The 22,813-nt window shown below is 49.8% G+C and carries 25 protein-coding genes; 11 read left to right on the top strand and 14 right to left on the bottom strand.

Features of this window, described 5'->3' with window-relative positions; all coding sequences use genetic code 11:
• Positions 1-12: 12 nt before the first annotated feature.
• Positions 13-894, bottom strand: a complete 882-nt coding sequence (locus tag EJP77_RS16320) for a LysR family transcriptional regulator (protein ID WP_127200319.1) — start codon at positions 892-894, stop codon at positions 13-15.
• A gap of 215 nt (positions 895-1,109) precedes the next feature.
• Here EJP77_RS16320 and EJP77_RS16325 point away from each other — a divergent pair, with 215 nt between their 5' ends.
• On the top strand, positions 1,110-1,790 hold the full coding sequence (locus EJP77_RS16325) for a GGDEF domain-containing protein (RefSeq protein ID WP_127200320.1): 681 nt from the start codon (positions 1,110-1,112) through the stop codon (positions 1,788-1,790).
• Between the two features lie 77 nt (positions 1,791-1,867).
• Here EJP77_RS16325 and EJP77_RS16330 read toward each other — a convergent pair whose 3' ends face one another.
• The 9 genes from EJP77_RS16330 to EJP77_RS16370 all read right to left on the bottom strand — a co-directional run bounded on the left by EJP77_RS16330 (position 1,868) and on the right by EJP77_RS16370 (position 9,702).
• The gene (locus tag EJP77_RS16330) at positions 1,868-2,146 is read right to left on the bottom strand and encodes a hypothetical protein (RefSeq protein WP_127200321.1); all 279 of its coding nucleotides are present in this window, start codon (positions 2,144-2,146) and stop codon (positions 1,868-1,870) included.
• Positions 2,147-2,149: 3 nt separating this feature from the next.
• Positions 2,150-2,467 (bottom strand): hypothetical protein, encoded by a 318-nt coding sequence (locus EJP77_RS16335; protein WP_127200322.1) that lies wholly within the window; start codon positions 2,465-2,467, stop codon positions 2,150-2,152.
• 40 nt (positions 2,468-2,507) lie between these two features.
• Complete coding sequence (locus EJP77_RS16340; protein ID WP_127200323.1) at positions 2,508-4,022, bottom strand: nitrate/nitrite transporter; 1,515 nt, start codon at positions 4,020-4,022, stop codon at positions 2,508-2,510.
• Positions 4,019-4,207 (bottom strand): hypothetical protein, encoded by a 189-nt coding sequence (locus tag EJP77_RS16345; protein WP_127200324.1) that lies wholly within the window; start codon positions 4,205-4,207, stop codon positions 4,019-4,021. Before EJP77_RS16345 ends, EJP77_RS16340 begins: the two co-directional genes overlap by 4 nt.
• Entirely contained in the window at positions 4,197-4,766 is a 570-nt protein-coding gene (locus tag EJP77_RS16350) for a Rieske 2Fe-2S domain-containing protein (protein WP_127200325.1), read from the bottom strand. Before EJP77_RS16350 ends, EJP77_RS16345 begins: the two co-directional genes overlap by 11 nt.
• A 34-nt stretch (positions 4,767-4,800) precedes the next feature.
• Positions 4,801-5,364 carry a 4Fe-4S dicluster domain-containing protein gene (locus EJP77_RS16355; RefSeq protein WP_127200384.1) on the bottom strand — a complete coding sequence of 188 codons (564 nt, stop codon included), beginning with the start codon at positions 5,362-5,364 and terminating at the stop codon, positions 4,801-4,803.
• Positions 5,364-7,586: a molybdopterin oxidoreductase family protein gene (locus tag EJP77_RS16360; protein WP_127200326.1), complete on the bottom strand. Its 2,223-nt coding sequence runs from the start codon at positions 7,584-7,586 to the stop codon at positions 5,364-5,366. The genes EJP77_RS16355 and EJP77_RS16360 overlap by 1 nt, the downstream gene beginning before the upstream one ends.
• Positions 7,573-8,613, bottom strand: coding sequence for a hypothetical protein (locus EJP77_RS16365; protein ID WP_127200327.1), 1,041 nt, complete (start codon positions 8,611-8,613; stop codon positions 7,573-7,575). The genes EJP77_RS16360 and EJP77_RS16365 overlap by 14 nt, the downstream gene beginning before the upstream one ends.
• 324 nt (positions 8,614-8,937) lie before the next feature.
• Complete coding sequence (locus tag EJP77_RS16370) at positions 8,938-9,702, bottom strand: carbohydrate-binding protein (RefSeq protein ID WP_127200328.1); 765 nt, start codon at positions 9,700-9,702, stop codon at positions 8,938-8,940.
• A 420-nt stretch (positions 9,703-10,122) separates the two neighbouring features.
• On the opposite strand from EJP77_RS16370, the gene EJP77_RS16375 reads away from it, so the two are divergent.
• The 8 genes from EJP77_RS16375 (at position 10,123) to EJP77_RS16410 (ending at position 17,264) form a co-directional block, all read left to right on the top strand.
• A complete protein-coding gene (locus tag EJP77_RS16375) occupies positions 10,123-10,584 on the top strand; it encodes a GAF domain-containing protein (protein WP_127200329.1) in 462 nt (153 codons plus the stop codon).
• Between the two features lie 70 nt (positions 10,585-10,654).
• A complete protein-coding gene (locus EJP77_RS16380; protein ID WP_127200330.1) occupies positions 10,655-11,308 on the top strand; it encodes a response regulator transcription factor in 654 nt (217 codons plus the stop codon).
• Positions 11,301-12,431, top strand: a complete 1,131-nt coding sequence (locus EJP77_RS16385; protein ID WP_127200331.1) for a PAS domain-containing sensor histidine kinase — start codon at positions 11,301-11,303, stop codon at positions 12,429-12,431. The genes EJP77_RS16380 and EJP77_RS16385 overlap by 8 nt, the downstream gene beginning before the upstream one ends.
• 282 nt (positions 12,432-12,713) lie before the next feature.
• Complete coding sequence (locus EJP77_RS16390; protein ID WP_127200332.1) at positions 12,714-13,607, top strand: ABC transporter ATP-binding protein; 894 nt, start codon at positions 12,714-12,716, stop codon at positions 13,605-13,607.
• Positions 13,607-14,347 (top strand): ABC transporter permease, encoded by a 741-nt coding sequence (locus EJP77_RS16395; protein WP_246021916.1) that lies wholly within the window; start codon positions 13,607-13,609, stop codon positions 14,345-14,347. The genes EJP77_RS16390 and EJP77_RS16395 overlap by 1 nt, the downstream gene beginning before the upstream one ends.
• Complete coding sequence (locus tag EJP77_RS16400) at positions 14,348-15,493, top strand: sensor histidine kinase (RefSeq protein ID WP_127200333.1); 1,146 nt, start codon at positions 14,348-14,350, stop codon at positions 15,491-15,493.
• Positions 15,490-16,092 carry a response regulator transcription factor gene (locus EJP77_RS16405; RefSeq protein ID WP_127200334.1) on the top strand — a complete coding sequence of 201 codons (603 nt, stop codon included), beginning with the start codon at positions 15,490-15,492 and terminating at the stop codon, positions 16,090-16,092. Before EJP77_RS16400 ends, EJP77_RS16405 begins: the two co-directional genes overlap by 4 nt.
• A 272-nt stretch (positions 16,093-16,364) precedes the next feature.
• Entirely contained in the window at positions 16,365-17,264 is a 900-nt protein-coding gene (locus tag EJP77_RS16410; protein ID WP_127200335.1) for an NAD(P)/FAD-dependent oxidoreductase, read from the top strand.
• Between the two features lie 91 nt (positions 17,265-17,355).
• On the opposite strand, the gene def is transcribed toward EJP77_RS16410, so the two are convergent.
• A complete protein-coding gene (gene def / locus EJP77_RS16415; protein ID WP_127200336.1) occupies positions 17,356-17,937 on the bottom strand; it encodes a peptide deformylase in 582 nt (193 codons plus the stop codon).
• Positions 17,938-18,190: 253 nt separating this feature from the next.
• On the opposite strand from def, the gene EJP77_RS16420 reads away from it, so the two are divergent.
• Positions 18,191-18,817 carry a LysE family transporter gene (locus tag EJP77_RS16420; protein ID WP_127200337.1) on the top strand — a complete coding sequence of 209 codons (627 nt, stop codon included), beginning with the start codon at positions 18,191-18,193 and terminating at the stop codon, positions 18,815-18,817.
• A gap of 10 nt (positions 18,818-18,827) precedes the next feature.
• Here the strand turns inward: EJP77_RS16420 and EJP77_RS16425 are convergent, their stop codons facing one another.
• Positions 18,828-20,201, bottom strand: a complete 1,374-nt coding sequence (locus EJP77_RS16425) for an amino acid permease (RefSeq protein WP_127200338.1) — start codon at positions 20,199-20,201, stop codon at positions 18,828-18,830.
• A gap of 295 nt (positions 20,202-20,496) precedes the next feature.
• Here EJP77_RS16425 and EJP77_RS16430 point away from each other — a divergent pair, with 295 nt between their 5' ends.
• A complete protein-coding gene (locus EJP77_RS16430; RefSeq protein ID WP_127200339.1) occupies positions 20,497-21,060 on the top strand; it encodes a type II toxin-antitoxin system PemK/MazF family toxin in 564 nt (187 codons plus the stop codon).
• A 393-nt stretch (positions 21,061-21,453) separates the two neighbouring features.
• On the opposite strand, the gene EJP77_RS16435 is transcribed toward EJP77_RS16430, so the two are convergent.
• Positions 21,454-22,020, bottom strand: a complete 567-nt coding sequence (locus EJP77_RS16435) for a TetR-like C-terminal domain-containing protein (RefSeq protein WP_127200340.1) — start codon at positions 22,018-22,020, stop codon at positions 21,454-21,456.
• Positions 22,013-22,753, bottom strand: a complete 741-nt coding sequence (locus EJP77_RS16440; RefSeq protein ID WP_127200341.1) for an MBL fold metallo-hydrolase — start codon at positions 22,751-22,753, stop codon at positions 22,013-22,015. The genes EJP77_RS16435 and EJP77_RS16440 overlap by 8 nt, the downstream gene beginning before the upstream one ends.
• Positions 22,754-22,813: the final 60 nt, after the last annotated feature.

Below are 22,813 nucleotides of genomic sequence, written 5' to 3' on the forward strand. Positions count from 1 at the left end.
TGATATGAATAATTAATGTATTAAAGCTTCTCTTCCAGCCGTAAGGAAAGCTTGGGCGAGTGAGGTACTCTCCCCTATGCGCGAGATAATATGAGTGTGCAGGGCGTTGCCCGAAATCTCCGGAACCTGAACAGGTATCAGACGGCCCTCTTGGACCTCCCTCCTCGCGCACAGCTCCGGCAGAAAGCATATCCCGGCACGGTTCATGACGAGCTTCTTGGCCGTCTCCAGGTTATCAACCTGATAGTTAATACTTGGCGGCTCAGTCAAGCTTTCAAAGGAACGCTGAATTCTAACCCAGTCCAGTGATCCGCATTCAAAAAAGATAAAGGGCTCACGACTGAGAAGCTCGGCAGATACATGCTCCAGCTTGGTAAAAGGATGATCCTCATAGACAAATAGCTTGATCGGGTCTTCCAGCAGCTTCAAGGAATGAATATGCGGATGAATTACATTCCTCACCAGCCCTAGATCGCTCTCGCTGCTCAGAACCCGGTGCAGGATGGTATCACTTGGAGCCGTTGTGAGCCTGATATTGACTTCCGGGAATTCTTCTTTGATCCTGGGCAGAATCTGCGGAATTATGTAGTTAGATGCCGATACCGTGCAATCAATTCTCAGCTCACCCGTCACTTCTGCCGCCCGGTGAAGATGCTGCTTGGAACTTTGGTAGAGACGGAGAATCTGCTGCGCATCCGGCAGGAAGCGCTGGCCCTTGTCTGTGAGATTAATTTTCTTGCCCATACGGTCAAACAGCTGGCAGTCCAAGTCCCGTTCCAAGGACTGAATACGGGCGGTTACCGAAGGCTGGGATAAGAATAAAGCATCCGCAGCCTTATTAAAGCTTCCATAGTGTACGACATATACAAATGCCTCAAGATTATCAAGGTTCATCCTTTTCGACCCTCCCCATTCAACAATACATATTTAACATATTAGTTAACTCGGATTTAAATGTGCATGGTTTTGTTTAGGGACGAGTATACGTCACACGGTTTGCATGCGTCAATTAAAATCTCCTAATTTTTCTATTTATCTTGCCTGGGAGATACTAGAAGTAATATGATATACATAGGTCTAAAGTCCAATTCCAAAATGAGGTGTCATCGGTGGGGTGCAAAGGTAGGATTGCCGCAGCTTCAATTACATTCTGCTTTCAAACAGTGTTCGTTCTTTACGACGCAGCCAAGTATGGACGCCTCGATGCTTTCGTACTGGCAGGTTACTTGCTGGTTCTTCCTATCGCCTACTGGGCTGGCCTTCATTTCGACAGGATTAAGGCCGAATCTGAAAAAGACCCACTCACACGTCTGTATAATCGGCGTTATGTTATGGATTCTTATGCCAGGCTTACGATGCGTGCCAGCAGACAATTAGGCAAATTGTTCGTGCTCATGATTGACTGTGATAACTTCAAAACCATCAATGACAAATTATCACATGAGAAAGGTGATCTAGTTCTTCAGAGAATCGCGGCTCTCCTGAGGGCGCATACCCGATCTACGGATATTGTATCCCGCTGGGGCGGTGACGAATTCCTGGTTATCGGTGAGTATAATGGATCGGAAGCCCTAACCGCCATGCTCAAGAGGATTGCAGGTGAGCTTGAGAACCTCTCTCTTGAAATGGGTATCCCTATCTCCGCCACAATTGGTTCAGCCGTTTATCCAGATGACCATCACCACATTAATGAACTGATCAAGATTGCAGACCGGGAGATGTATTCCTATAAGCCCCGTACGAAGGAAGAGGATGCATTCCTGTCCTATGATCTTCCTGAGCAGCATTGATAGACTTTGCATTTTTTAATATAAAAAGACGCTCTCCAGAGTTCATCCTCAGGGAGCGTCTTCTTTTTTATTTAAACCTATAAACGTTTAATGCTGTATACGAGCTTTCCTTCCGAATCGGTAGAAGTGAACTCTTCCTCCGTAAGCTCTGTCAACTGCTCGAATACAGGAACGGCCACGAACTGCCAGTCGCTGATATAAAAGCGGATATATCCGCCATCGGAGTCAAGTTCCGTGCGTGCCAGATCATACGTCTTGGGTGGTGCAACTGGATCAAGTCCGAGCCTGTCGGTAATCTTTACCTCTATAGAATGACCGTGCCATTCTACCAGCTTGTTAACCATGATAGGGTCCATTCGCTACGCCTCCTTCATCCTGCAGCCGCCTGCATCTTCTTGGGGAATCACCTGCAAAGAATACCCGCTGAGCCAATCCCAGCAAGGGGAATTCAACTTAGGGTCTATGAAATTTAAGAATTGGTCTTCGGTTTCGCACACTGTGAGGCCCTTGCCTTCGGCGACAGCTATAAGGAGTCCATCCTGTCTCTTCAGTTCCACATACCAGGTGATATGTTCATCCAGCCCGGCAAGCTCATCTTCAATAATATCCTGCATATCCGGGTGAGCTTCCTCATGGGTTATGAAGACCAGATCCCAATTCAACTGGCTTACGTTCACAGAAGATCCCCCCCTAGGCTTGTCGTTCATTGGGCAAGCCTTAGGCAAGCTTTGCCCTGCTGGCTGTAATATCACTGAACATTCCAGAGTAGTTCGTGACTTCACCAGCATCATTCTTCACGGCACTAATCGTTAACCATTCGAGATAGATCTCTCCATTCTTCTTCCGGTTCCAGATTTCACCCTGCCAGTATCCATGTTCACGAATGTTCTCCCACATGTCGTTGTAGAACTCACGTGACTGCTTTCCGGATTTAAGGACACTTGGCTTCTTACCGATTACCTCAGCCGCAGTATATCCGGTTAATTTAGTGAATGAAGCATTAACGGAAGTAATGGTTCCCTTCTCATTCGTAACCATGATCCCTTCCACCGTATTCTCGATGATTGAGGCGGACAGTCCGAGCTTCTCTTGATAGAACATCCAGATGACCAGGATCAAGCTGGCTAGCGCAACTTCAGATAAAGCCATGAACCCGATTGCGTAATGTCCAGTTGCCTTGAACAAGAGGGTAAGCATCAGCGGCGGGAAGAAGCCCCCGAGACCGCCCATAGCTGAGATAATTCCGTTAGCGATACCTGCCTGCTTAGTGAAGTGAAGCGGAACCAGCTTGAAGATCGCTCCGTTCCCGGTTCCTGCACAGAAGGCTACAGTCAGACAGCCGACCGAATACAAGCCAAGTGTAGGAGCGAATGAGAGCAATACTGCCGAAGCAGTCAAGCCTGCAAATACAAGCATAAGCAGCTTGTATGGATTCATGATGTCGCCCAGCTTACCTCCGATTGGGCGCATCGCGGTAGCCAGTGCGATAAAGCCTGCTGTACGGAGTCCTGCGTCCACCTTGGACAGATGGAAATTAGTGACCAGGAAGTTAGGCAGATACACGGTGAAAGCAACGAATGAACCAAAGGTAATGAAATAGAACAGACATAACAGCCACAGTTTCTGATTGCGTGACACTTCCTTCACCTGCTTAACAAGTGAAGTCCTTACTTTCGCCTGCGGTTCCTTGCGGTCGCCAAGCGTAAAGTTCAGCGCAGCCATCCCGATCAGCAGAATGCCGTAAGCCAGAATGGTCTTGGACCAACCGATTTGAGTGGCGAGCAGAGGAGCGCCGAATGTCGAGAAGGCGGTACCGATATTACCCACCCCGTAGATCCCATTAACGAAGCCGTGCTTTTCCTTACCATAATATTTAGGCAGTGAAGTGACGCCAACCGAGAACACGGCACCTGAGGTTCCCAGGAAGAAGCCGCCAATGATCAGATCCCAGAAGGAGTCGGCCTGGCTGACCCAATATAGTGGAATGAGCAGCAACACGAAGCTGAAAGCGAACATTTTGCGGGCACCAATAACATTGGTCCAGTAGCCGAACGGAATTCTCATAATAGAGCCCATCAGCACGGGTACCGCGGTGACCCAAGTCAGCTGAGTCGCGGTAAGATGAATATCCTCTTTGATGAAGGGCATTAAGGAAGATATGATGACCCAGGTCATGAAGCCGGTGATCAGACTGACCGTCTGTATAGGTAGTTGAAGTTTTCTAATATTCATTTGACGTCACGCTCCCGAAAGTAGATCCATATTGCAATTGGAAATAACACGATATTAAGTACTGCGAAAAGAACTACACGCTCATAGCGCTCATAGAAATAGGAATTCACTGCCTGCTGGGTACAAATAATATTGAGCAGCAGTACGAAGCAGAGCAGAATGACACCACGGTAACTACGTTTCATACCGTTTCACTCCTGTCGCATAGATTGCCCCCTGCTCTTTGGAGAGCACTACTTCAGGAAGGGGGCGCTGCGGAGGACCCGCCGTCGGCTTCCCTGTCTTCACATCAAAGAATCCATGATGACACGGGCAGACCAGTCTGCCCTCTTCCTTGCTCCAGAACACCGGACACTTGAGATGCGTGCACGCGTTCTGATAGGCCTTGTACTCATTCTCTCCCAAGCGGACCAGCAGTGCGGCATCATGCTCCCCTGGGTAAGCAAATTCAATGGCTTCCCCAATCTTCAAGTCATTCGCGTTAGCCAGCTTTTGCTTAGGGTGAGACTTGCTGCCAAGTCCGCTCAGCTCCTTCACGGCAAGTGCTCCCCAAGGGAGGGTAGACACCGCGAAGATCCCTGCCGCGCCGACCATGGTCTTCATGAACCCGCGGCGGTCCAATCTCCGTTCTCCAGCCTTGCGTATATTATGGGTATAGTTATTTTCCTCAAATGGAATCTTGTCGTTGTTATGCTTGGTACGATTGATATCTGCTTTCTTGTTATTCTTGATATCCTCACCCATGGCGATCCCTCCTTCTTCAGCGGTACATTCTTGATCAGAACAACTTCTCTGTGCCTTGTAAAATGCCCGGCAGATTGATCTTCACGTGGGTCTCCCCTTCAAGCGGGTTCTCCGGCATCCGGGAAGACATCCATTTGCCCAGCCGATGCTTCTCCTGCTTGGCCGCGAACTCTTCCTCTGTAATCCACTGGAGTGTATTGGTCGGGCAGACGGAAGCACACATTGGAGGAATCCCCTCTTTGGTACGGTCGTAGCACAGATCGCACTTGTACATCAGGTTCTGTTCTTCGTCAAATTTAGGAATTCCGTAAGGACAAGCAATCGTACAGTTCTGACATCCAATACATTTCTCTACGAGAGCTGACAGAACCGCGCCTTCCTCAGTCACTTGAATCGCCTGGGCCGGACAACTCCGGGCACAAGCCGGGTTCACACAGTGCAGGCACATCAGCGGAATAGTCTGACGGTTCACAAGCGGATTGACATCATATACATAGTTACGATTGCGTTCATCGTGTCCGCCGCACTGCGTGCAGGCAGCAAGGCAGCTCCGGCAGCCGATACAATTGTCCATTTCAATATAGAGCAGCTGTTTCATCATAGGTGAACGGCCTCCTTCTCTGCCTTTTTACTGCCTGCTGTATCCGCCTGCCCATTAGGACGTTCAACTCCAAGCTTATCGATCTCAGCTGCACATACTTTGAACTCCGGCATCCGCGACATCGGATCAAGGGCTGGAATCGTTAGTAGGTTCACGGAATCTTCATGACCGAAATGGTACGGAACGAACACGGTATCCTTACGAATGGCTTCGGTAATCTTTACTTTATATATACACTCACCGCGGCGGGTTCTAAGCCGAACTCTTTCTTCATGCTCAATTTCATACTTTGCAGCCGTCTCAGGATGAACTTCGACATAAGGTTCAGGACACATATCCAGGAGGAACGGAATTCGCCTGGTTTGGTTACCGGATAGATAGTGGTACACAACCCGTCCTGTAGTTAAGCGAAGCGGATAGGTTTCATCCGGCTCCTCTGCTGGAGGACGATAAGGAAGGGCACACAGCTTGGCTTTGCCATCCGGATGATAGAACTTCTTATCAAGGAACATATGCGGTGTTCCCGGATCATTCTCATCCTTGCACGGCCAGAAGACACCATCTTGCTTCTCGATTTTGTCCCAGGTTGCCCCGTAGTAATCCGCATATCCGCCTTTGGAAGCCAGCCGGAATTCATCAGCTACGTCGCTGGCTGTCTTCAAATGACTGAAGTATTTACCGCGGCCCAGCCGTTCAGCCAGCTCCACGGCGATCTGCCAGTCGGGCTTACTCTCACCCAAGGGCTCCTGTGCCTTGTTGATTTTGATGATACGGCCTTCAAGGTTAGTGACGGTTCCCTCATCCTCTGACCAAGTCACGGATGGAAGAACTACATCTGCAAATTCAGCAGATTCGGACAAGTACATATCCGAGCAGACCATGAAATCAAGTCCCTTCAGCACTTTCCGAACAAAATTCAGGTTCGGCGCCGATACAGCCGGATTGGAGCAGAGCAGGTACAGTCCGCGAATCGTCTTCTGTTCCATTAGCTCGAACATCTCGTAAGCGGATACCCCGGGCTGTGGCATTTCCTCCGGTGTGATTCCCCATACCTTACATACTTCTTCCACATGCTTCGGATTCGTAATCTTGCGGTAGCCTGGGAGCAGATCCGATTTCTGACCATGCTCACGGCCGCCTTGCCCGTTGCCTTGACCAGTAAAGGTGGCTACCCCCGACTTCGGACGGCCGATCTTGCCGGTAACAAGCGGCATATTCGTATAACCGGATACATTGTCGGCTCCCTTGTGCTGCTGCTCAATTCCCCGTGCGAAAAGAACAACGGCTTCCGGAGCCTTACCGTAGATCTCTGCTGCGCGAATCAGCTTCTCTGGTGCAACTCCCGTAATCTCACTTGTATATTCAGGCGTGAACTCCTTCACGACCTCTACCATTTCTTCAAATCCGCCTGTATGCTCTCTGATGAAATCTTCATCTGCGTATCCGCCTTGAATCAGCAGGTTCACCATACAGTTGGCCAGTGCCAAATCCGTACCCGGACGCAGATCCAGATGAATGTCGGCTCTTCTTGCAAGCGGAGTCTCCCGCGGATCAGCTACAATGAGGTAACCACCGCGGCTTTGAACTTCCCATACTCGGAACATGGACGTAGGGTGACACTCTGCCGTGTTGCTTCCAGCAATGAAGAGGCAGTCTGTCTCGTGGAGATCTGTCCAAGGCAGGGTTGAGCCCCGGTCAACTCCGAAGGTCCGAAGGAATCCTGCCGCAGCACTCGACATACAGAACCGGCCATTGTAATCAATGTATCTGGTCTGCAAAGCTACACGGGCGAACTTCCCGGTAAGATAACATTTCTCATTAGTCATGGATACGCCGCTGAAGACGGACAAGCTATCCTTACCATACTGTGCCTGCATCTCCTTGAACCGGCGGGCAATCAGATCATAGGCTTCATCCCAGCTGGCTTCCCGGAAGCCTTCCTTGGTTCCCTTAAGAGCCGGATTGTCGCGGATAAGCGGTTTCAGTATGCGGTCTGGATGATTCGTCTGCTGATAGGCGGTTACGCCTTTCGGACACATTTTCCCCAGAGTTACAGGCCAATCATAACGCGGTTCAACCCCGATAATCGTGTTCGACTTGGTATCGACGCGCAGGTTCATCCCGCACTGCATACCGCAATATGAACAGTGTGTTGGAACCAGCTTCTCACCCGGGTGAACCTTGTTCTCTATAACCTTAAAGAATTTATCCTTTGGCATTCTGGTTGGCCTCCTTTACAGGGATCTTGTGTGTCTGAATGCCAGTGAACCGAGACATCCGGTATTTACGGCGGCAGGGCAGGCACAGCTCAGCAAGATGGTATCCCTCTTCCGTCTGAAATTTGATGTCGTTCTGTCCAAGCACGTTAATTACATCGTTCGACTGTTCAGCAGAGACAAATCCGGTACCGCATACCGCACATTTCTTCGTCTCCTGCTCCGCATAATGCTCACGGTAATTCCTCGCAAAAACACTGAGCGGCCGGAATGGAATATGAGCGAGCTTGCCAAACGGGATATAGATCATGGTCAATATTACGGACCACTGATGAATCATAGTAATAATCGGATGCCCTTTACCATGAAGGAACATATTAGAGAAGGTCAGTGCAAGACCGGTAACACATACGAACAACAGCAGATAGAGCGGCAGGAAATCATAGGCAAATGACTGTTCGGCTCTAGCCTGCATGTTCTTGACTCTGCGGTACAACGCCATGCACACGCCACCGATGACCATGAAAGCCGAGATGTTCAGAGCGTTATAGAACAGATAACCGAGCAGCCCATCCGCCTGAATATGCAGCACATCAATTCCGAAGAAAACGACCCAGTAATATCCGTTCTCCGCCATGGTGAAGTACATCCATCCGAACACGAGCGGGAAGGTAACCAGGCAGGAAATGATGCATCCCCAGCCAAGCAGAACGTGCTGAGTCCAGCGGTACCAGCCCCGGTTCCAGATGAATTTGTAAGTCACTAGATGGTTGGCTGCTGTCTTAGGCGTACTCTTACGGAATAACAGCCTGATCCCCTTTTTGATGATGATCTTGGTCGGAGGTCTTTCCCCCCAGGCAATGAACCGATAGAAAAATCCACATATAAATACCAATGTTCCAACCATGTAACCGTATAAGGCCAAATCCACATGAGTAAAAAATCTTGAGCCGATATAGATCAGCACCAATAGACCTAACACGGTGAGAAATACCGATTTTGCAAATTTGGAAGCGAATGCCCGATCCATCCTGTTCATATCCCCTTTCGCGTCTGTTCCTCGGAACCTATAAGTTCTCAATTCAGCCGCTTCATTCACGTACGCTGCTTTTTTCTTATTCATCATAGCTTGGATAACGAGAACACGTTATCGGGGGAATACCTGATCTTTGAGGGGGAAATTCCCCTATTTGGCTGCATAACAAGCCCCTCCAAATTTATGATCAATGGACGCAGCAAAGAAAACTCTTGGATCAGCATGTATGCCCTGAGAGAACAACAAATCGCCCTCCAGCATGCCTAGAAGGCAGCTGAAGGGCGATTAGAGGTCATTTAAGTATGTTATTATTACGGTTTATCTTTTAACTGTGTAGTTATGACCGTAATTGTTATCCCAATAGGTTTGTCCATTTACAGTGTAGGAAATGGCATATTTGATTTCGGATACATTAGAGCCGATATTGTTGAAGCTGAACTGCCAATCTTGTACGCTCTCCTCCGAGTTGGCCGGCCGGGAGTATGTGGCATAACCTTCTTTGGTTGTATTCCAGTTATCTGTGGTATACACGATTTTAACCGTTTTGCTGTAGGCCACGTTCTTGACAAATACATCCCCTGCAAAGGTGTTCTCGTAAATCGTATCGGAAGCGCGAAGGACATACGGTTTGCCTAGAATGGTTGAACTCAAGTTGAAACGGCTGATGGAATAGTTCTGCCCGTTGTTGTTATCCCAGTACGTCTGACCGCCTACTTCGTACTTGATTGCAAATTGAATTTTTTGGGCATTGGAGAGCTGCGGATTCGAGTTGTTTAAGTTACTGGTTGAAACAGCGAAGTTCCACTTCTCACGCGCAGCCTCTGTAGGACCCTCATAAGAAGCACTTGTATCATACCACTTGCCATCCCCAGGAGTGTAGTGAATGGTTACATTCTTTTGATAACTCAGATTGCTAACTTCGACACTGCCGCTAAATCCAACATATCCATACTGGTAAGCATAGAAATTGGCTGAAATCAATTGAGCCGGCTGATCACTTGCAAATGCTGACTGTGCAAACGTTAGCGCAAAAATCGCTACAAAAGCCAAACCCGAGACGTACCTCTTCATTCTTCTTAACATCCCTACCCTCTCCTATCATTTCAATTTGTTTACTTAGCAAAAATATCATAATATCTTCCAAAAATAAACACTTTATTGTGAATATGTGTAAATTTAGTATATTTCAGGTTTGGATTACAAAAATGATTTGAGTTTACAGCTTATTCTTCATCCAAAATAGTTGAATCATGAGAAAGTTGTCAACTTTCTTTTTCATATGGGTCTGTTACCTAGTGTGTTACAATCCTACATATTCAAGGTGGAGATTCAGTGACTGCCTCTTAATAAATAGGGGGATTCCCCGACTTACAGGGCGGGTATGGAGAGAGTACAATAATAGCAGACTTGATAACACAACAAGACGGGGAGCTTCATCCCCATGATTGGTTTTGTAATGGTTGATTGAAGTGTTCCTATATATTCTCAAGGAGGCGCAAGCCGATGATCACAATAAAAGATCATATCGAGCAGGTACTTGACTCCCTGCGTGCACGAACAGGCAGCGATTTCTCCGGTCTGCTCCTCATGGATAACCCGGATGCAGGGCTTCGCTGGAACTTTGTCTCCGGGAACCGGAGCATTCGCAGCAAGCAGATTATTCTCCGGCCGGGACAAGGACTGCCGGGCTTAGTGATGAGGCTCGGCCGGCGGGTAATCCTGGACGACTCCATCCCCGACATCCGGAAGCTCCGCTTTGACAATCCGATTATGCTGGCTGAGAATCTGCATGCCGTTGCCGTTATTCCCATTCTGAAGGAACGAGACATTCTCGGCCTGCTCATGATTGGCAGCCGTAAGCCTACACTCTACTCGTCTCAACTAATTGAAATGATAGAACAGGAAGCTGAAATGTTAAGTCCTGTAATTGAAGGACTGAAATCAGGCCCTATCTCTTCGCGGTGAACCCTTTGCTTGTTGCTGGGGTTCATTTTTTTTTATATGATACAAAGTAACGAGGGGGTAAGCTCATTAAATGATTAGAATTCTGGTAGTTGACGATCATATCGTTGTCCGTTCCGGGCTTATGGCCCTCTTGAACGGCAAGAACGGGATGGAAGTAATTGGAGATGCGGCTGATGGGCAGGAAGCCATCCAGAAAGCGCAGGAACTGAAGCCCGATGTGGTTCTGATGGACTTTAGCATGCCGCAGGGTATGGATGGACTCACAGCAACCCTTGAGCTGAAGAAGCTCCTTCCTGATATAGCGGTGCTGATTTTGACTATGCACGATGATGAAGAATACTTGTTCCGGGCGATTCAGGCCGGGGCATCGGGTTATATTCTAAAAAGCGCGCCCCATGATGAGCTCGTAAGTGCTATCCAGTCTGTGGCCACCGGAAGCGCTTATCTCTACCCTTCCGCAACCAAACGCCTGATGAATGAATACCTGGATGCGATGAAGAATGGAGAACCCCAGAGCGCCTTCGATACACTCTCCGAGCGGGAACGCGAGATTCTGTCCTGGGTTGCCAAAGGTTATTCCAACAAAGAGATTGCCGAGCACCTTATTATTAGTGTGAAGACGGTAGAAACCCATAAAAGTAATTTGATGGAGAAGCTCGGTCTCAAAACAAGGCCTGATCTGGTGAAATATGCCATGAAGAAGGGGATGCTGAATTTTGAATAAAGATCGCTCTTATCGTGACACGGGAGATATTTTGGGCAAAAGTGTGAATAATCTTCTGAACCAGCTTGAAGATCATCTGCAGGATTCGGCCTTCGCGGCACAGCTTAAGGATTCTCTTCAAATGCTCTCCGATCTCAAATTCGCACTGGATGAATCCTCTATTGTTGCCATGACGGATAATCAGGGAGTCATTATCTATGTGAATGATAAATTCTGCGATATTTCCAAGTATTCGCGGAGTGAACTCCTTGGACAAGATCACCGCATCATTAATAGTGGTTATCATGACAAAACATTCATACGTGATCTCTGGCGAACTATTAACCGGGGCCAGGTATGGCGCGGTGATATTAAGAACCGGGCCAAGGATGGCTCCTACTACTGGGTGGATACCACGATTGTTCCTTTTCTCGGGGATGACGGGCGGCCTTATCAATTCCTCGCTATTCGTAATGAGATTACGAAGCAGAAGGACTCCGAGGAAGCTCTTCAGTTCATGGTCACCCAAGTGATGAATATTCAGGAGAATGAAAGAAAACGTTTCTCTAGGGAGCTTCACGACGGAATAGGACAAAGTCTCTTCTCTCTTGTTATACAGCTTGACCAGCTTATCGAAGCCGGGCATTCCCCGAACGAGCTGGAGTCGCTGCGCAAATTTGTGACAGGAATCATGGAAGATGTTCGCGGAATGGCTTGGGAGATGCGTCCCTCCGTTCTCGACGATCTTGGAGTTGTACCTGCACTTCGGACTTATATCGATAATTATTCCAGACATTATGGCATGTCTGTAACCTTTAACTGTACGCTCAAAAGGCGGCTGAATGTGGACGTGGAGACCACCATTTACCGTGTCATTCAGGAAGCACTCACCAATATTGCCAAATACGCGGACGTGTCCGAAGCAGCCGTATCCCTCCTTGATGAAGGGCATGAAGTACTGGTGCTCATTCGCGATGAAGGCATGGGCTTCGCGAACCGCCATGAAGGTGGCGGAGTCGGTCTGCTGAGCATGGAGGAACGAGCGCGCAGTGTGGGCGGGACTTTGACGATCCAGTCTGAGCCTGACAAAGGGACTACAATTGAGCTGGGTATCCCGAATCATACACCTGATTCTACAAATTAACCCCCTATCCTATGGGGAACCAACCGGAAGCTGACAGCTTCCGGTTTTTTTGACGTTCATCTCCTTTCCCTTTCCGTTCATCTCCTTTCCCTTTCTCAGCGACCGAAAGTCCGAACATTCCCCGTAGTTTACGACCGTACCCCAAATGTAAAAATCTTAACTGCGCCTAATGTAGCTAACACCTGACAAATGTCATATCCAGATTGTGACATTCATGAATGTTGGCCTCTGGGAAATCCAGGTAACATAAAAGCATGAAATGACACACGGGAGGAAACAAAGATGCCATCAGTAATCACTATGGAACATGTAGATAAGGAATACAAAGGAACGCACGCGGTTAAGGATTTGTCACTACATATTGAAGAGGGCACCGTCACCGCCCTGCTCGGTCCCAATGGGGCAGGCAAGACAACCACTGTATCCATGCTGCTGGGGCTGCAAAAGCCAACCCGCGGACAAATTCGTATCCTCGGGGGCTCGCCGGATCAGCCAGAGGCGCGGCAGTCGGTCGGCGCCATGCTGCAGGATATCAGCGTGATTGACCGCCTTACCGTCCGCGAGACTATGGATCTATTCCGCAGCTACTATGTGAACCCGCTTCCGCTGGCCCATTTGCTCGCGATATCAGGACTTGAGAAAGAGCAGAACAAATTTGCAACCTCCCTGTCCGGCGGGCAGAAGCGCCGCCTCGACTTCGCCCTGGCGATGGCGGGTGATCCCAAAATCCTGTATCTGGATGAACCTACTGTAGGGATGGATGTCGGCTCCAGACAGCTGTTCTGGGAAAGTGTCCGGGCCATGGCCGGCAAAGGCCGCACCATCATCCTGACTACCCACTATCTGGATGAAGCGGACAGCATCGCAGATCGCATCATAGTGATTAACCAAGGGAAAGTGATCGCTGACGGAACTCCAGCCGAGATTAAAGCCGCACAAGGACACAAAATGATTACTTTTACCGCGGGAGAACAGCTTCGTCCGGATTCCTTGGAAGGACTACCTGGAATCGCCGACACGGTATGGAGCGGCCGCAAAGTGAAATTAACCAGCACGGACACCGACCAGCTTATCCGCACACTCATCCAGCACAATTTGGATATTCGTGATATCGAGATCTCAGCAGGTGGACTTGAAGACGCCTTCCAAACTTTAATTCAAGGAGATGCTAAATAATGATGAAATCTATGATTGCTCAGTGTAAAGCCGAAATTCTTCGTACGGTCCGTAACCGTAGGTTCATTGTCTTCTCCATCGTCATGCCGGTCATGTTCTACTTCATCTTCACCAGCACCTTGGGAGATATAAAGGTAGGCGGAGTGGACTGGAAAGCCTACTACTTGATGTCTATGACCGCATTCGGCGTCATCGGAGCCAGTATCAACACGCTCAGTGTAAGATTTGCCCAAGAAAGAACTCAGGGCTGGGTGAGATTGATCCGAATCACGCCTTTGCCGAATGGTTCCTATGTGCTGTCCAAAATTTTGTCCCAATCCGTAATTAACTTGGGAACGATTGTCTTTATGTTTCTGATCGGTCATTTTGCCAAAGGAATTGACCTTACCCTCGGAGAATGGATCACCTGCGGCCTGTGGATTTGGATCGGTGTACTGCCTTTCATGGCTCTTGGCACACTCCTTGGCACTTTCAAAAGCGTTGAAGTCGTACAGGTTGCAGCCAATATTGTCTACATGTCCCTTTCCGTTCTCGGAGGACTGTGGATGCCGCTGACTACGATGCCAAAAATTATGCAGGATATTGCCCAGTACCTCCCCTCCTACCGATTCGGTCAAGGAGCATGGAACGTGCTTGGCGGGGTCGGGCCCGACTGGACCGGAATTGCCATCCTGGCTGCTTACGCCCTGATCTTTATGATATTATCAACCTATATCCTAAAGAGACAGGAAGCGGTATAAATGTCCAACTCGTGGGGATCGCCTATTCCCAAAAGGTTTAATTATTTTCCCCTGATCTGGCTGGTCTATCTTATCTATCCAGCCGTGAGTCTGGCCGATGAGCCATTAAGGGATATGCTCATCGGCTACGCCGTGCTAGCCCTGTTCATCGCCAGCTATCTCAGAAGCTTCTGGTACGAACGAGGCAGACTGGTCTTCGCCACCGTGAACATGATTCTTACAGGATATTTCTGTATCCTGTTCAGTAATCCAGGGTTCCTGACCATGAATTTCTTCTCTACCGCCATGCTCAGCATGCTTGTATCCACAAGACAATTCTGGTCTGGAATGGGCTTTCTCATTTGCACCTCAGCCATCGCACTCTGGATTAGCGGCAGTCATACCGGTGCTGCAGAATGGGTGAACATCCTGCCCCCATTAATTGTCCTGTTCGTCTTCCCTTTCTTTCTACGGATGTTCCAGAACACGAGGAACCTCAAATCCGAGCTGAATGTAGCCCATGAGGAGATCGCCAGGCTGAGCAAAAATGAAGAGCGCCAGCGGATCGCCAGAGACCTGCATGATACGCTGGGCCATACGCTCTCCCTCATTACGCTCAAGAGCGAGCTCGCTGAGAAGCTCGTTCTGAAGAAACCTGAACAGGCTATTCAGGAGGTGAAGGATATTCAGGCCACCTCACGGGCTGCTCTTAAGCAGGTCAGGGAGCTGGTGTCCGGTATGAATGCCTTATCCATCCAGGGGGAGCTGAACAATACCAAAGCCATTCTTGAAGCTGCCGGAATCAGGATATCCGTATCCGGCGAGCCGCAGAAGTTAGGAGCCCCTCCGCTGGTTCAGAATATTCTGGGGCTGTGCCTCCGGGAAGCCATTAACAATGTGGTCAAGCATAGCGGGGCGGACACCTGCTCCATTTTACTGGGCGAGGATACCCATAAGATTACGCTAACCGTTACGGATAATGGAACTGGGGCTGAGCTGGGCAGACCCGAAGGCGTATCCTCCGGACGCGGTCTTCTGGGCATGAAGGAAAGACTGGAGCTGATCCAAGGCACGTTAATCTACAGCTCTATACCAGGCAAAGGAACAACCCTGAGTGTAAAGGTGCCTAAAGTCGTGAAGAACCAACAGCTTGGAGGTGTGTCATGAAAGTAATTATTGCGGAGGATCAGAGCATGCTGCGCGGAGCACTCAGCGCCCTGCTTGATCTTGAAGACGATATCGAGGTCATTGGACAGGCCGAGAACGGCTCGAAAGCGCTCGATTTAATTCTGCAGCTATCTCCCGACCTATGTCTGCTGGATATAGAAATGCCGGAGATGACAGGTCTGGATGTGGCTGAGAAGCTTCAGGAACTGAAGCATCCATGCCGGGTGATTATCCTCACTACCTTCTCCAGAGCCGGTTATTTCCAGCGGGCAATGCGGGCTGGAGCCTATGGATACCTCCTCAAGGATGCTCCGGTCAGTGAGCTTGGCGAAGCTCTCCGCCGGGTTAATTCCGGCGGCAGAGCGATCAGTCCCGAGCTGTCCATGACCTTCTGGCAGACAGCCAACCCGCTTACAGACCGTGAGCAGGAGGTCCTGAGCCGCCTCTCCACCGGTCTCTCTGTCAAGGAGATTGCTTCCGAGCTGTTCCTCTCTTATGGAACCGTACGAAATTATGTATCTGAAATTATTCAAAAGCTCGAAGCCAAGAACCGGATCGATGCCATAAGTATTGCCGAGAAGATGGGCTGGCTGGGGTGATTCCTGCTGGCCTTTTTTCTATATTGGCACCAGCTTCCCTCAATTAAAGACCGCACGTCCGCCAGCGGCCCTAAAGTACCCTACACTTCGGGGCTCGCACGTCCGCATCCCTCTGAAAGGCTCTTCAAGGCCCTGCCCCTCTTCAGGTTCTGCCCTCTCCATAATCCATCCCTGCACACTTCCCCCGAAGTCATGCTTGGACAGCTGGCATTATCTCCCCCAAATGAACATAAGGAAGAGAAGAACCTGCAAGAGGAAAGGATGAAGATGACGTGCTGGATTGTATTATTGTGGGCGGAGGGCCCGCAGGGCTGAACGCCGCCCTCGTCTTGGGCAGAGCCCGAAGGAAGATTCTCCTGTTCGATGATAACCGCCCAAGGAATGCCGTTACGCAGGAATCGCACGGGTTCATTACAAGAGATGGAGCGACCCCCGCTGAATTCAGGCAGTTGGCCCATCAGGACATCCAAAAGTATTCCTCCGTGGAATTCCGTACCGAGCGGATCGCCACAGCCGCCAAGCATGCGGACTTTCTAGAGATTACCACTTCCTCAGGGGCGGTATATCACACCAAAAAGCTGCTTCTCGCCACAGGGCTTAAGGAGGTGCTGCCAGGCATCCCCGGAATCGAGGAATACTACGGCAGGAGTATATTCAGCTGCCCTTATTGTGACGGCTGGGAGCTGCGTGATCAGCCGCTTGCCATCATCTCGGAAGATGAAGATCATGCCCTTCATCTGACCCGAGTCCTGTGGAATTGGAGCCGGCAGCTTCTAGTCTGCACGAATGGCAAAGCCGCTCTGTCACCTGAATTCAAGCATGTTCTGCGCAGCAGGAATATCGCCTATAGCGAGCATCCGATTACCCATTTGATAGGCCGCAGCGGGCGGCTGGAGCGGATCAGGTTCAGCAATCAGGAAGAAGCCAGCCTTACGGGAGGCTTCATTAAGCCAGACTGGTTCCAGTCTTCCGAACTTGGGCGTTCGCTCGGCTGCGCCATGAATCCCTCAGGCGGTCTTCTTACCGATGAATTCGGCAGAACAAGCGTTGCGGGCGTCTATGCGGCTGGTGATACCTCGGTCATCTCCCCCTCCCAGGTCATTATTGCGGCTGGAGAGGGCAGCCGCGCGGCCATCGGAATCAATACAGATTTAGCGCATGAGGAATTCTAATTTCAACAGGCATGCCAAAAAAGGGCTATCCCCGCGGGTCTAATACAGACCTGGCTGGGATAGCCCCTTTGCTCTTAATAAGACGTATCCATTAATAAAGGCTTGAAATCTGCACATTGGCCGGCAGCTTGAAAGGATTGTCCGGGTTAATCCGGTCATAGAACATGATGCCATCAAGGTGATCAAGCTCATGCTGCATCACGATGGCAGGAAAGCCCTTGAAGCGAAGCTTCAGTTCATTGCCCTCTTCATCATAGGCTTTGATCTGAATCTTCTCATAACGGGGAACAAACCCCTGAATAATACGATCCACAGACAGGCAGCCTTCACTTTCGGGCAGATAGGTCATCGCTGCAGAGTGACTAATCACCTTGGGATTGAACAAGGCATATTCCTTGGTCTGCCCCTTCTCATCCGTTAAATACGCGGCGAACATCCGCTTGTTCAGGCCAATCTGATTGGCCGACAAGCCAACTCCGGCCCGCAGCTTATATTTCTTCGCAATTTCCTCATCCTGGCTGTTCTTCAGGAACTGCATCATCGCCGCCATCTCAGCCCGGTCCTCTTCACTTGGAGGAATGCTGACCGGCTCTGTCTTCACGCGAAGAATCGGATCACCCTCACGTACAATATCATCCATCAATATGAAATAATCGCGGGTAAATTTACTCATAGAAACGACCTTCATCCACCTTTTCCTACTGTTTTTATGCGTCATCCGTATCACTTGTGACACACCGTACCGAACCTTGAGCATTTTAAACCTATCACTTCAAGCTGCTCCTTGTCAAAATATGCAGATGCCCGTCAACAGCACGAACACTATTAATATATTCCCCCCATCCTTGTCCTATTTCTCTTCCTTCTTGAATAAGCTGTACAAGCACATTAAAGTGAATGCTCATGGCAGGAGGAATTATAAGCATATGGATATTTTCAGCTGCTTGTTACTCGGACTTTCTTTGTCCGCACCGATCGGACCTATCAACGCGGCCCAACTCGACCGCGGGATTCGCGGCGGCTTCTGGCCTGCCTGGCTGCTCGGCCTGGGAGCGGTTATGGCAGACATCGTCTACATCCTGCTGGTCTATTTCGGAGTTGTGCATTTCGTGGATACCCCATTCATGAAATCATTTCTCTGGCTGTTCGGATTCTTCGTTCTTCTGTATATCGGAATTGAGAGCCTGCTCACCGCACAAAAAATAACGCTTCAGGAAACCCGAAGCGCCGAGTCTTTATCCAAATCTTTTGTTGCCGGATTCTTCATGTCCCTCTCAAATCCCATCTCAATCCTGTTCTGGCTGGGCATTTACGGATCTATTCTTGCGGAGACAGCTGCAACCTATGCCCCTAAGGAGCTCATGATCTTTAGCGCTGCTGTCTTATCCGGTGTTCTTCTGTGGGACGTCACCATGGCCTCACTGGCCAGCGCTTTCCGCAGATGGCTGACGGTTCCCCTTCTGAAGGCGATCTCGATCATTTCCGGTCTGTCCCTGATTGGGTTTGGACTTTACTTCGGGTTTGAAGCCGCCAAGGTTCTATTCTTCCGGTGACACACGGAATTTAGTGGGCTCCGCCGCGCTTTCTTCTCAGCATGACTCTGCGGGAGTACCGCTTCTGCTTCTTCCAGACAACGGTCTGCAAAATCAGGGTTACGCCGCCAATAACACCCACAAAAATTAGACTGCCCCAGAACCCGGGACGGCTGGTCTCATGCAGCAGAGTACCGCAAACGGCAAGCCCGATTAGCGCCATGCCCAGAAATCGCTTAACCTGCCCGAATGCGGTTAATTTCAGCAGCTTGCCAGAGGTGATAAGGATAAATAACCAATTGTACAGCAGCAGCAGCCCTGCTGCTGTTGTTACGTATTCATAGATTTTGCCCGGCATAACCAGAGCCAGTATAATTGAAGCAACCAACCCTGCAGCTGTAAGGGAAATGGCGAACAGCGGTTGCTTTCCCTTCACTTTCTTGGCGAACAGGGGCGGTGCATCCTTGTCTTCAGCGAGTGTGACCAGCATGGTTGTAACCGCAAATAAAGAAGCGACCATGGTGGAGAAGCCCGCAATAATCAGCACCGCATTGAACAGGTGCGGAATAAAGGGCAGCGGGTAATTAGCCAATGCAGTTATGAAAGGGCTCTTCTTCGGTGTAAATGCTTCCCAGGAGACGATCGTGACGGCCAGTCCGAGCGACAGAATATAGAGGCTGGTGAGCAGCAGCAGCATCACTCTCCCCGCTTTGGGAGCATCCTCCAGATTCTTCAGACGAATTGCCATTAAACCTAACACTTCAATACCGCCGTAGGCATAGAACGCGAATATAAAAGCCGACCAAAGTCCATTTATGCCATGCGGCAAAAAGCTCTGCCTGGTATGCGGGAAGACAGGGGCTCTGCCCGTTCCCTTGATCCAGCCCATTAAAGCTATAACGGCAATTACGATGAACATGACTATGGCCGCGATCTTGATAACCGACAGAATATTCTCTAGAGAATCGAACCCCTTGCTGCCGAGCATGATGACCACGAGTCCGAGTACTGCATAACCTGAGGCGAATACCCACATCGGAATAGCCGGGAACCAGAACCTTGTGAATATGGAGAGAGCCGTAAGCTGGCTGCCCATTATGAGCAGCTCTGATCCCCAGTAGACCCAGCCGCTGCTGAAGCCAGCCCACCGACCGAAAGCTTTTTTGGCATAAGAACGAAATGAGCCCTTCTCCGGATGTTCCGCGGTCATCTTGGCAAGCACATCATATACCGTATACGTACCCACAGCCGCCAGGGCGAATACGATGAGAACCGAGGGCCCTCCCATATGCAGCGCCAGACTGGACCCCAGGAAATAACCGGTCCCTATAGTGCAGGCGACTCCAAGCAAAGAAAGCTGCCACCACTTCAGAGTTGCTTCTTCATTTGAGCTTTGTTTAGCCATAATTACCTCTCAGGTCGTGTATTTAACTTCTAGTGTGATCTATAGTGTTGCGAAACCTAGGTAATTTTATGTACGGTACCGGGCTAGAACTGGACAAGCCATGGAGACAAGGTGAGGCGAAAGCCCCCCATGGTGTATATACTTTTCTCCTATTTTGTATGCATGTTAACCGCTTTATGATAAGAAATGTAGGAATTTACAGATTTCTTGTTTAATAGCCCCACAAAGAAGTGTAAATCATATAGAAAAGCTAAATTTTCAGACACCTAACTAGATCGTACCAGGAGAGGATTAAATGAACACAGAACGGGAGAACAAAATGGCCCATGTCATATCTAAGTCCGCAGAGAAACGGATCCTGGCTGAGAAAGCGTTAAAAGAGCAGCAAATCATGGCCTGGATGCCCATTAAAGTGAAGATGGCTCATCATTGGATAGAGAATGAGAAGAAACAGCTAAGTCGGAAAATGGTTCGTGGAGCCATTCATTTCTGTCATTTCGGGGAAAATGTAGGATGTGAGCAGAATGAGGAACGTCCTGTTGTTATCATTTCCAATAATACGGTTAATTCGACTTCCGGCAATGTTATTGTCGTACCGTTGACCAAAAACCTGAAAGCCAAAACGAACTTCAAAACCAAGCAGCCGGTCCTCACCCGCGATGGCAAACCGGTGCCCAGATTTCAAAGTCATTACTTCTTATTCACCAGTAAATATGACTTTCTGGCCTTCGACTCGGCCGCCAAGACGGAAGAAACGACTTCAGTAAGCAAGGTTAGACTTAAAGAACATCTTGGGAATTTGGACGAGGAAGACATCAATCGGTTGGAGACCCGGATGAAATGGACGCTCGGTCTTTAAAAAAAAACGTGAAAATTGTATTGACACTAACTTACGAAATAGGTTACTATAAGTTCAGAGATTGAGTTGTGACCACAGTAAATTATGTCATCCACCTCGTCGTGGATAAATTCACACGTTTCACGTGTCTTGAGTCTGAAAGAGGAGCCTTCCGTGCTCCTCTTTCCCTTTTGCATGATTAAATAGACCTATTGTCGAACGTACTTCGAGCATAGATCATTTCATATAACTGGCATAAATTTCGATACTACAGATAGGATATTAATATGTCGCCCACCTCGTCGTGGGCAAATTCACCCCGTCCGGGCTCCGGTCGGGGGTTATTTTTGTTCAGAGACCTAAAGCTTGCTGCGCTAGATGCTGTTGCAATCTTTTTACCCGCTGGGGGGAGATTTAATCAGTTTTCGAGGGAAGTCCCTGCAAATAAGCGTGTAAAATGAACTGCAGGCTGTCCTCAAGCGACGTCGGCAGACCAAACCCACCCTTCTGCTCCAGTGAGCAGAATCCGTGAAGGATGCTTCTCAGTCCTCTTACCGCATGAGTCTGTTCATCCGCGTTTAGTCCCCTTCCATTCAGCAGTTCAACAATTAATTCCACCATTGCATGACCGGCCTTCTGCAGCTCATAATCCTGCGAATCCGGTGCACGCAGTGTACTCTCATATAGGCCAGGATGCTGATGAGCAAAATCAACATAGGCCCGGCTGTAGGCCAGCAGCGCTCCATCGCCGATCATATCTGCGGCAGCGGCTTCCAGCTTGGAGTGAAGCAGCTTTAAAGAGTAGGCGGCCAGTCTGTTCCGAAGTCCTGGCAGGCCGTCAATGTGGTTGTACAGCGAGGGCGAGCGAATGCCCAGCTTCTGAGCCACCGACGCCAGCGTCACGGCTTCCAGCCCGTGACGATCGGCAATCTCCGCGGCCGCCTGCGTCACGGCCGCGGCATCCAGGCCGGCCCTAGGCATGACGGCCGCCCCCTTCCTGAGCGCCGCCCGCAAGCTTCCGCGCGGCGCTTAGGATGGCCCGGTCCATTACGGGGACCGGGCTCTCCAGCATCTCGCCGTGGCCCACGGCCAGCAGCGACGGCGCCAGGTCCCGCAGCTTCTGCGCGGACCCGAGCGAGGTGCTGCTGCTCCAGGTGCCCCAGGCGGGGAACGGGAACAGCGGGCGGAGCTGCCCTGCGACGGCTATGCCGCCGCGCACCTGGAAGGCATCGCCCGCGATGAGCGCCCCGCTGCGCGAATCCAGCAGCGCAATGGAGCCGGGCGTATGGCCCGGCGAGGCGATGACGCGCAGGGAGCCGACGAGGTCCCCTTCTCCCAGCAGCACGTCCGGACGTGTCTTCAGCTTGGATGACACACCACCGTTTATGGGCTCCTTACTTTCTCCAGGATCAAGGCTCCGGTCACCCTCAAGGAGCCGTGCATCCCGTTTAGAGATGAAGACCTTGGCCTCCGGCAGAGCCTCCTTCAGCTTATCCAGTGCTCCTACATGATCGTCGTGTGCATGGGTAAGCACAATCCGGGTCAACGGCTTGCCGATTCGTTTGACGGCTTCGAGGATCGCTTTGGCGCTATAGGGAAGCGCCGCATCAATCAAGGTGAGGCTCTCTTCCTCTTCAACGAGATAACAATTTACCGGGAACATCCGGGGAAGAAACGTCAGTTGATATAAATAATGATTACGCCGAATACGCATAAGATCACTCCATTCATAACCTTAACTAATATGATTAGTTTCATTATAACTAATTACATT

This window comes from Paenibacillus zeisoli, from assembly GCF_003994465.1.
In the GTDB taxonomy this organism is placed as follows: domain Bacteria; phylum Bacillota; class Bacilli; order Paenibacillales; family Paenibacillaceae; genus Fontibacillus; species Fontibacillus zeisoli.

Coding starts and splice junctions, on each gene's coding strand:
- EJP77_RS16390 (WP_127200332.1), top strand. CDS start 12,714: ATGCCATCAGTAATCACTATGGAACATGTAGATAAGGAATACAAAGGA.
- def (WP_127200336.1), bottom strand. CDS start 17,937: ATGAGTAAATTTACCCGCGATTATTTCATATTGATGGATGATATTGTA.
- EJP77_RS16330 (WP_127200321.1), bottom strand. CDS start 2,146: ATGGACCCTATCATGGTTAACAAGCTGGTAGAATGGCACGGTCATTCT.
- EJP77_RS16425 (WP_127200338.1), bottom strand. CDS start 20,201: ATGGCTAAACAAAGCTCAAATGAAGAAGCAACTCTGAAGTGGTGGCAG.
- EJP77_RS16435 (WP_127200340.1), bottom strand. CDS start 22,020: ATGCCTAGGGCCGGCCTGGATGCCGCGGCCGTGACGCAGGCGGCCGCG.
- EJP77_RS16430 (WP_127200339.1), top strand. CDS start 20,497: ATGAACACAGAACGGGAGAACAAAATGGCCCATGTCATATCTAAGTCC.
- EJP77_RS16345 (WP_127200324.1), bottom strand. CDS start 4,207: ATGAAACGTAGTTACCGTGGTGTCATTCTGCTCTGCTTCGTACTGCTG.
- EJP77_RS16340 (WP_127200323.1), bottom strand. CDS start 4,022: ATGAATATTAGAAAACTTCAACTACCTATACAGACGGTCAGTCTGATC.
- EJP77_RS16380 (WP_127200330.1), top strand. CDS start 10,655: ATGATTAGAATTCTGGTAGTTGACGATCATATCGTTGTCCGTTCCGGG.
- EJP77_RS16400 (WP_127200333.1), top strand. CDS start 14,348: ATGTCCAACTCGTGGGGATCGCCTATTCCCAAAAGGTTTAATTATTTT.
- EJP77_RS16355 (WP_127200384.1), bottom strand. CDS start 5,364: ATGAAACAGCTGCTCTATATTGAAATGGACAATTGTATCGGCTGCCGG.
- EJP77_RS16395 (WP_246021916.1), top strand. CDS start 13,607: ATGATGAAATCTATGATTGCTCAGTGTAAAGCCGAAATTCTTCGTACG.
- EJP77_RS16440 (WP_127200341.1), bottom strand. CDS start 22,753: ATGCGTATTCGGCGTAATCATTATTTATATCAACTGACGTTTCTTCCC.
- EJP77_RS16350 (WP_127200325.1), bottom strand. CDS start 4,766: ATGGGTGAGGATATCAAGAATAACAAGAAAGCAGATATCAATCGTACC.
- EJP77_RS16420 (WP_127200337.1), top strand. CDS start 18,191: ATGGATATTTTCAGCTGCTTGTTACTCGGACTTTCTTTGTCCGCACCG.
- EJP77_RS16320 (WP_127200319.1), bottom strand. CDS start 894: ATGAACCTTGATAATCTTGAGGCATTTGTATATGTCGTACACTATGGA.
- EJP77_RS16370 (WP_127200328.1), bottom strand. CDS start 9,702: ATGTTAAGAAGAATGAAGAGGTACGTCTCGGGTTTGGCTTTTGTAGCG.
- EJP77_RS16405 (WP_127200334.1), top strand. CDS start 15,490: ATGAAAGTAATTATTGCGGAGGATCAGAGCATGCTGCGCGGAGCACTC.
- EJP77_RS16375 (WP_127200329.1), top strand. CDS start 10,123: ATGATCACAATAAAAGATCATATCGAGCAGGTACTTGACTCCCTGCGT.
- EJP77_RS16365 (WP_127200327.1), bottom strand. CDS start 8,613: ATGGATCGGGCATTCGCTTCCAAATTTGCAAAATCGGTATTTCTCACC.
- EJP77_RS16360 (WP_127200326.1), bottom strand. CDS start 7,586: ATGCCAAAGGATAAATTCTTTAAGGTTATAGAGAACAAGGTTCACCCG.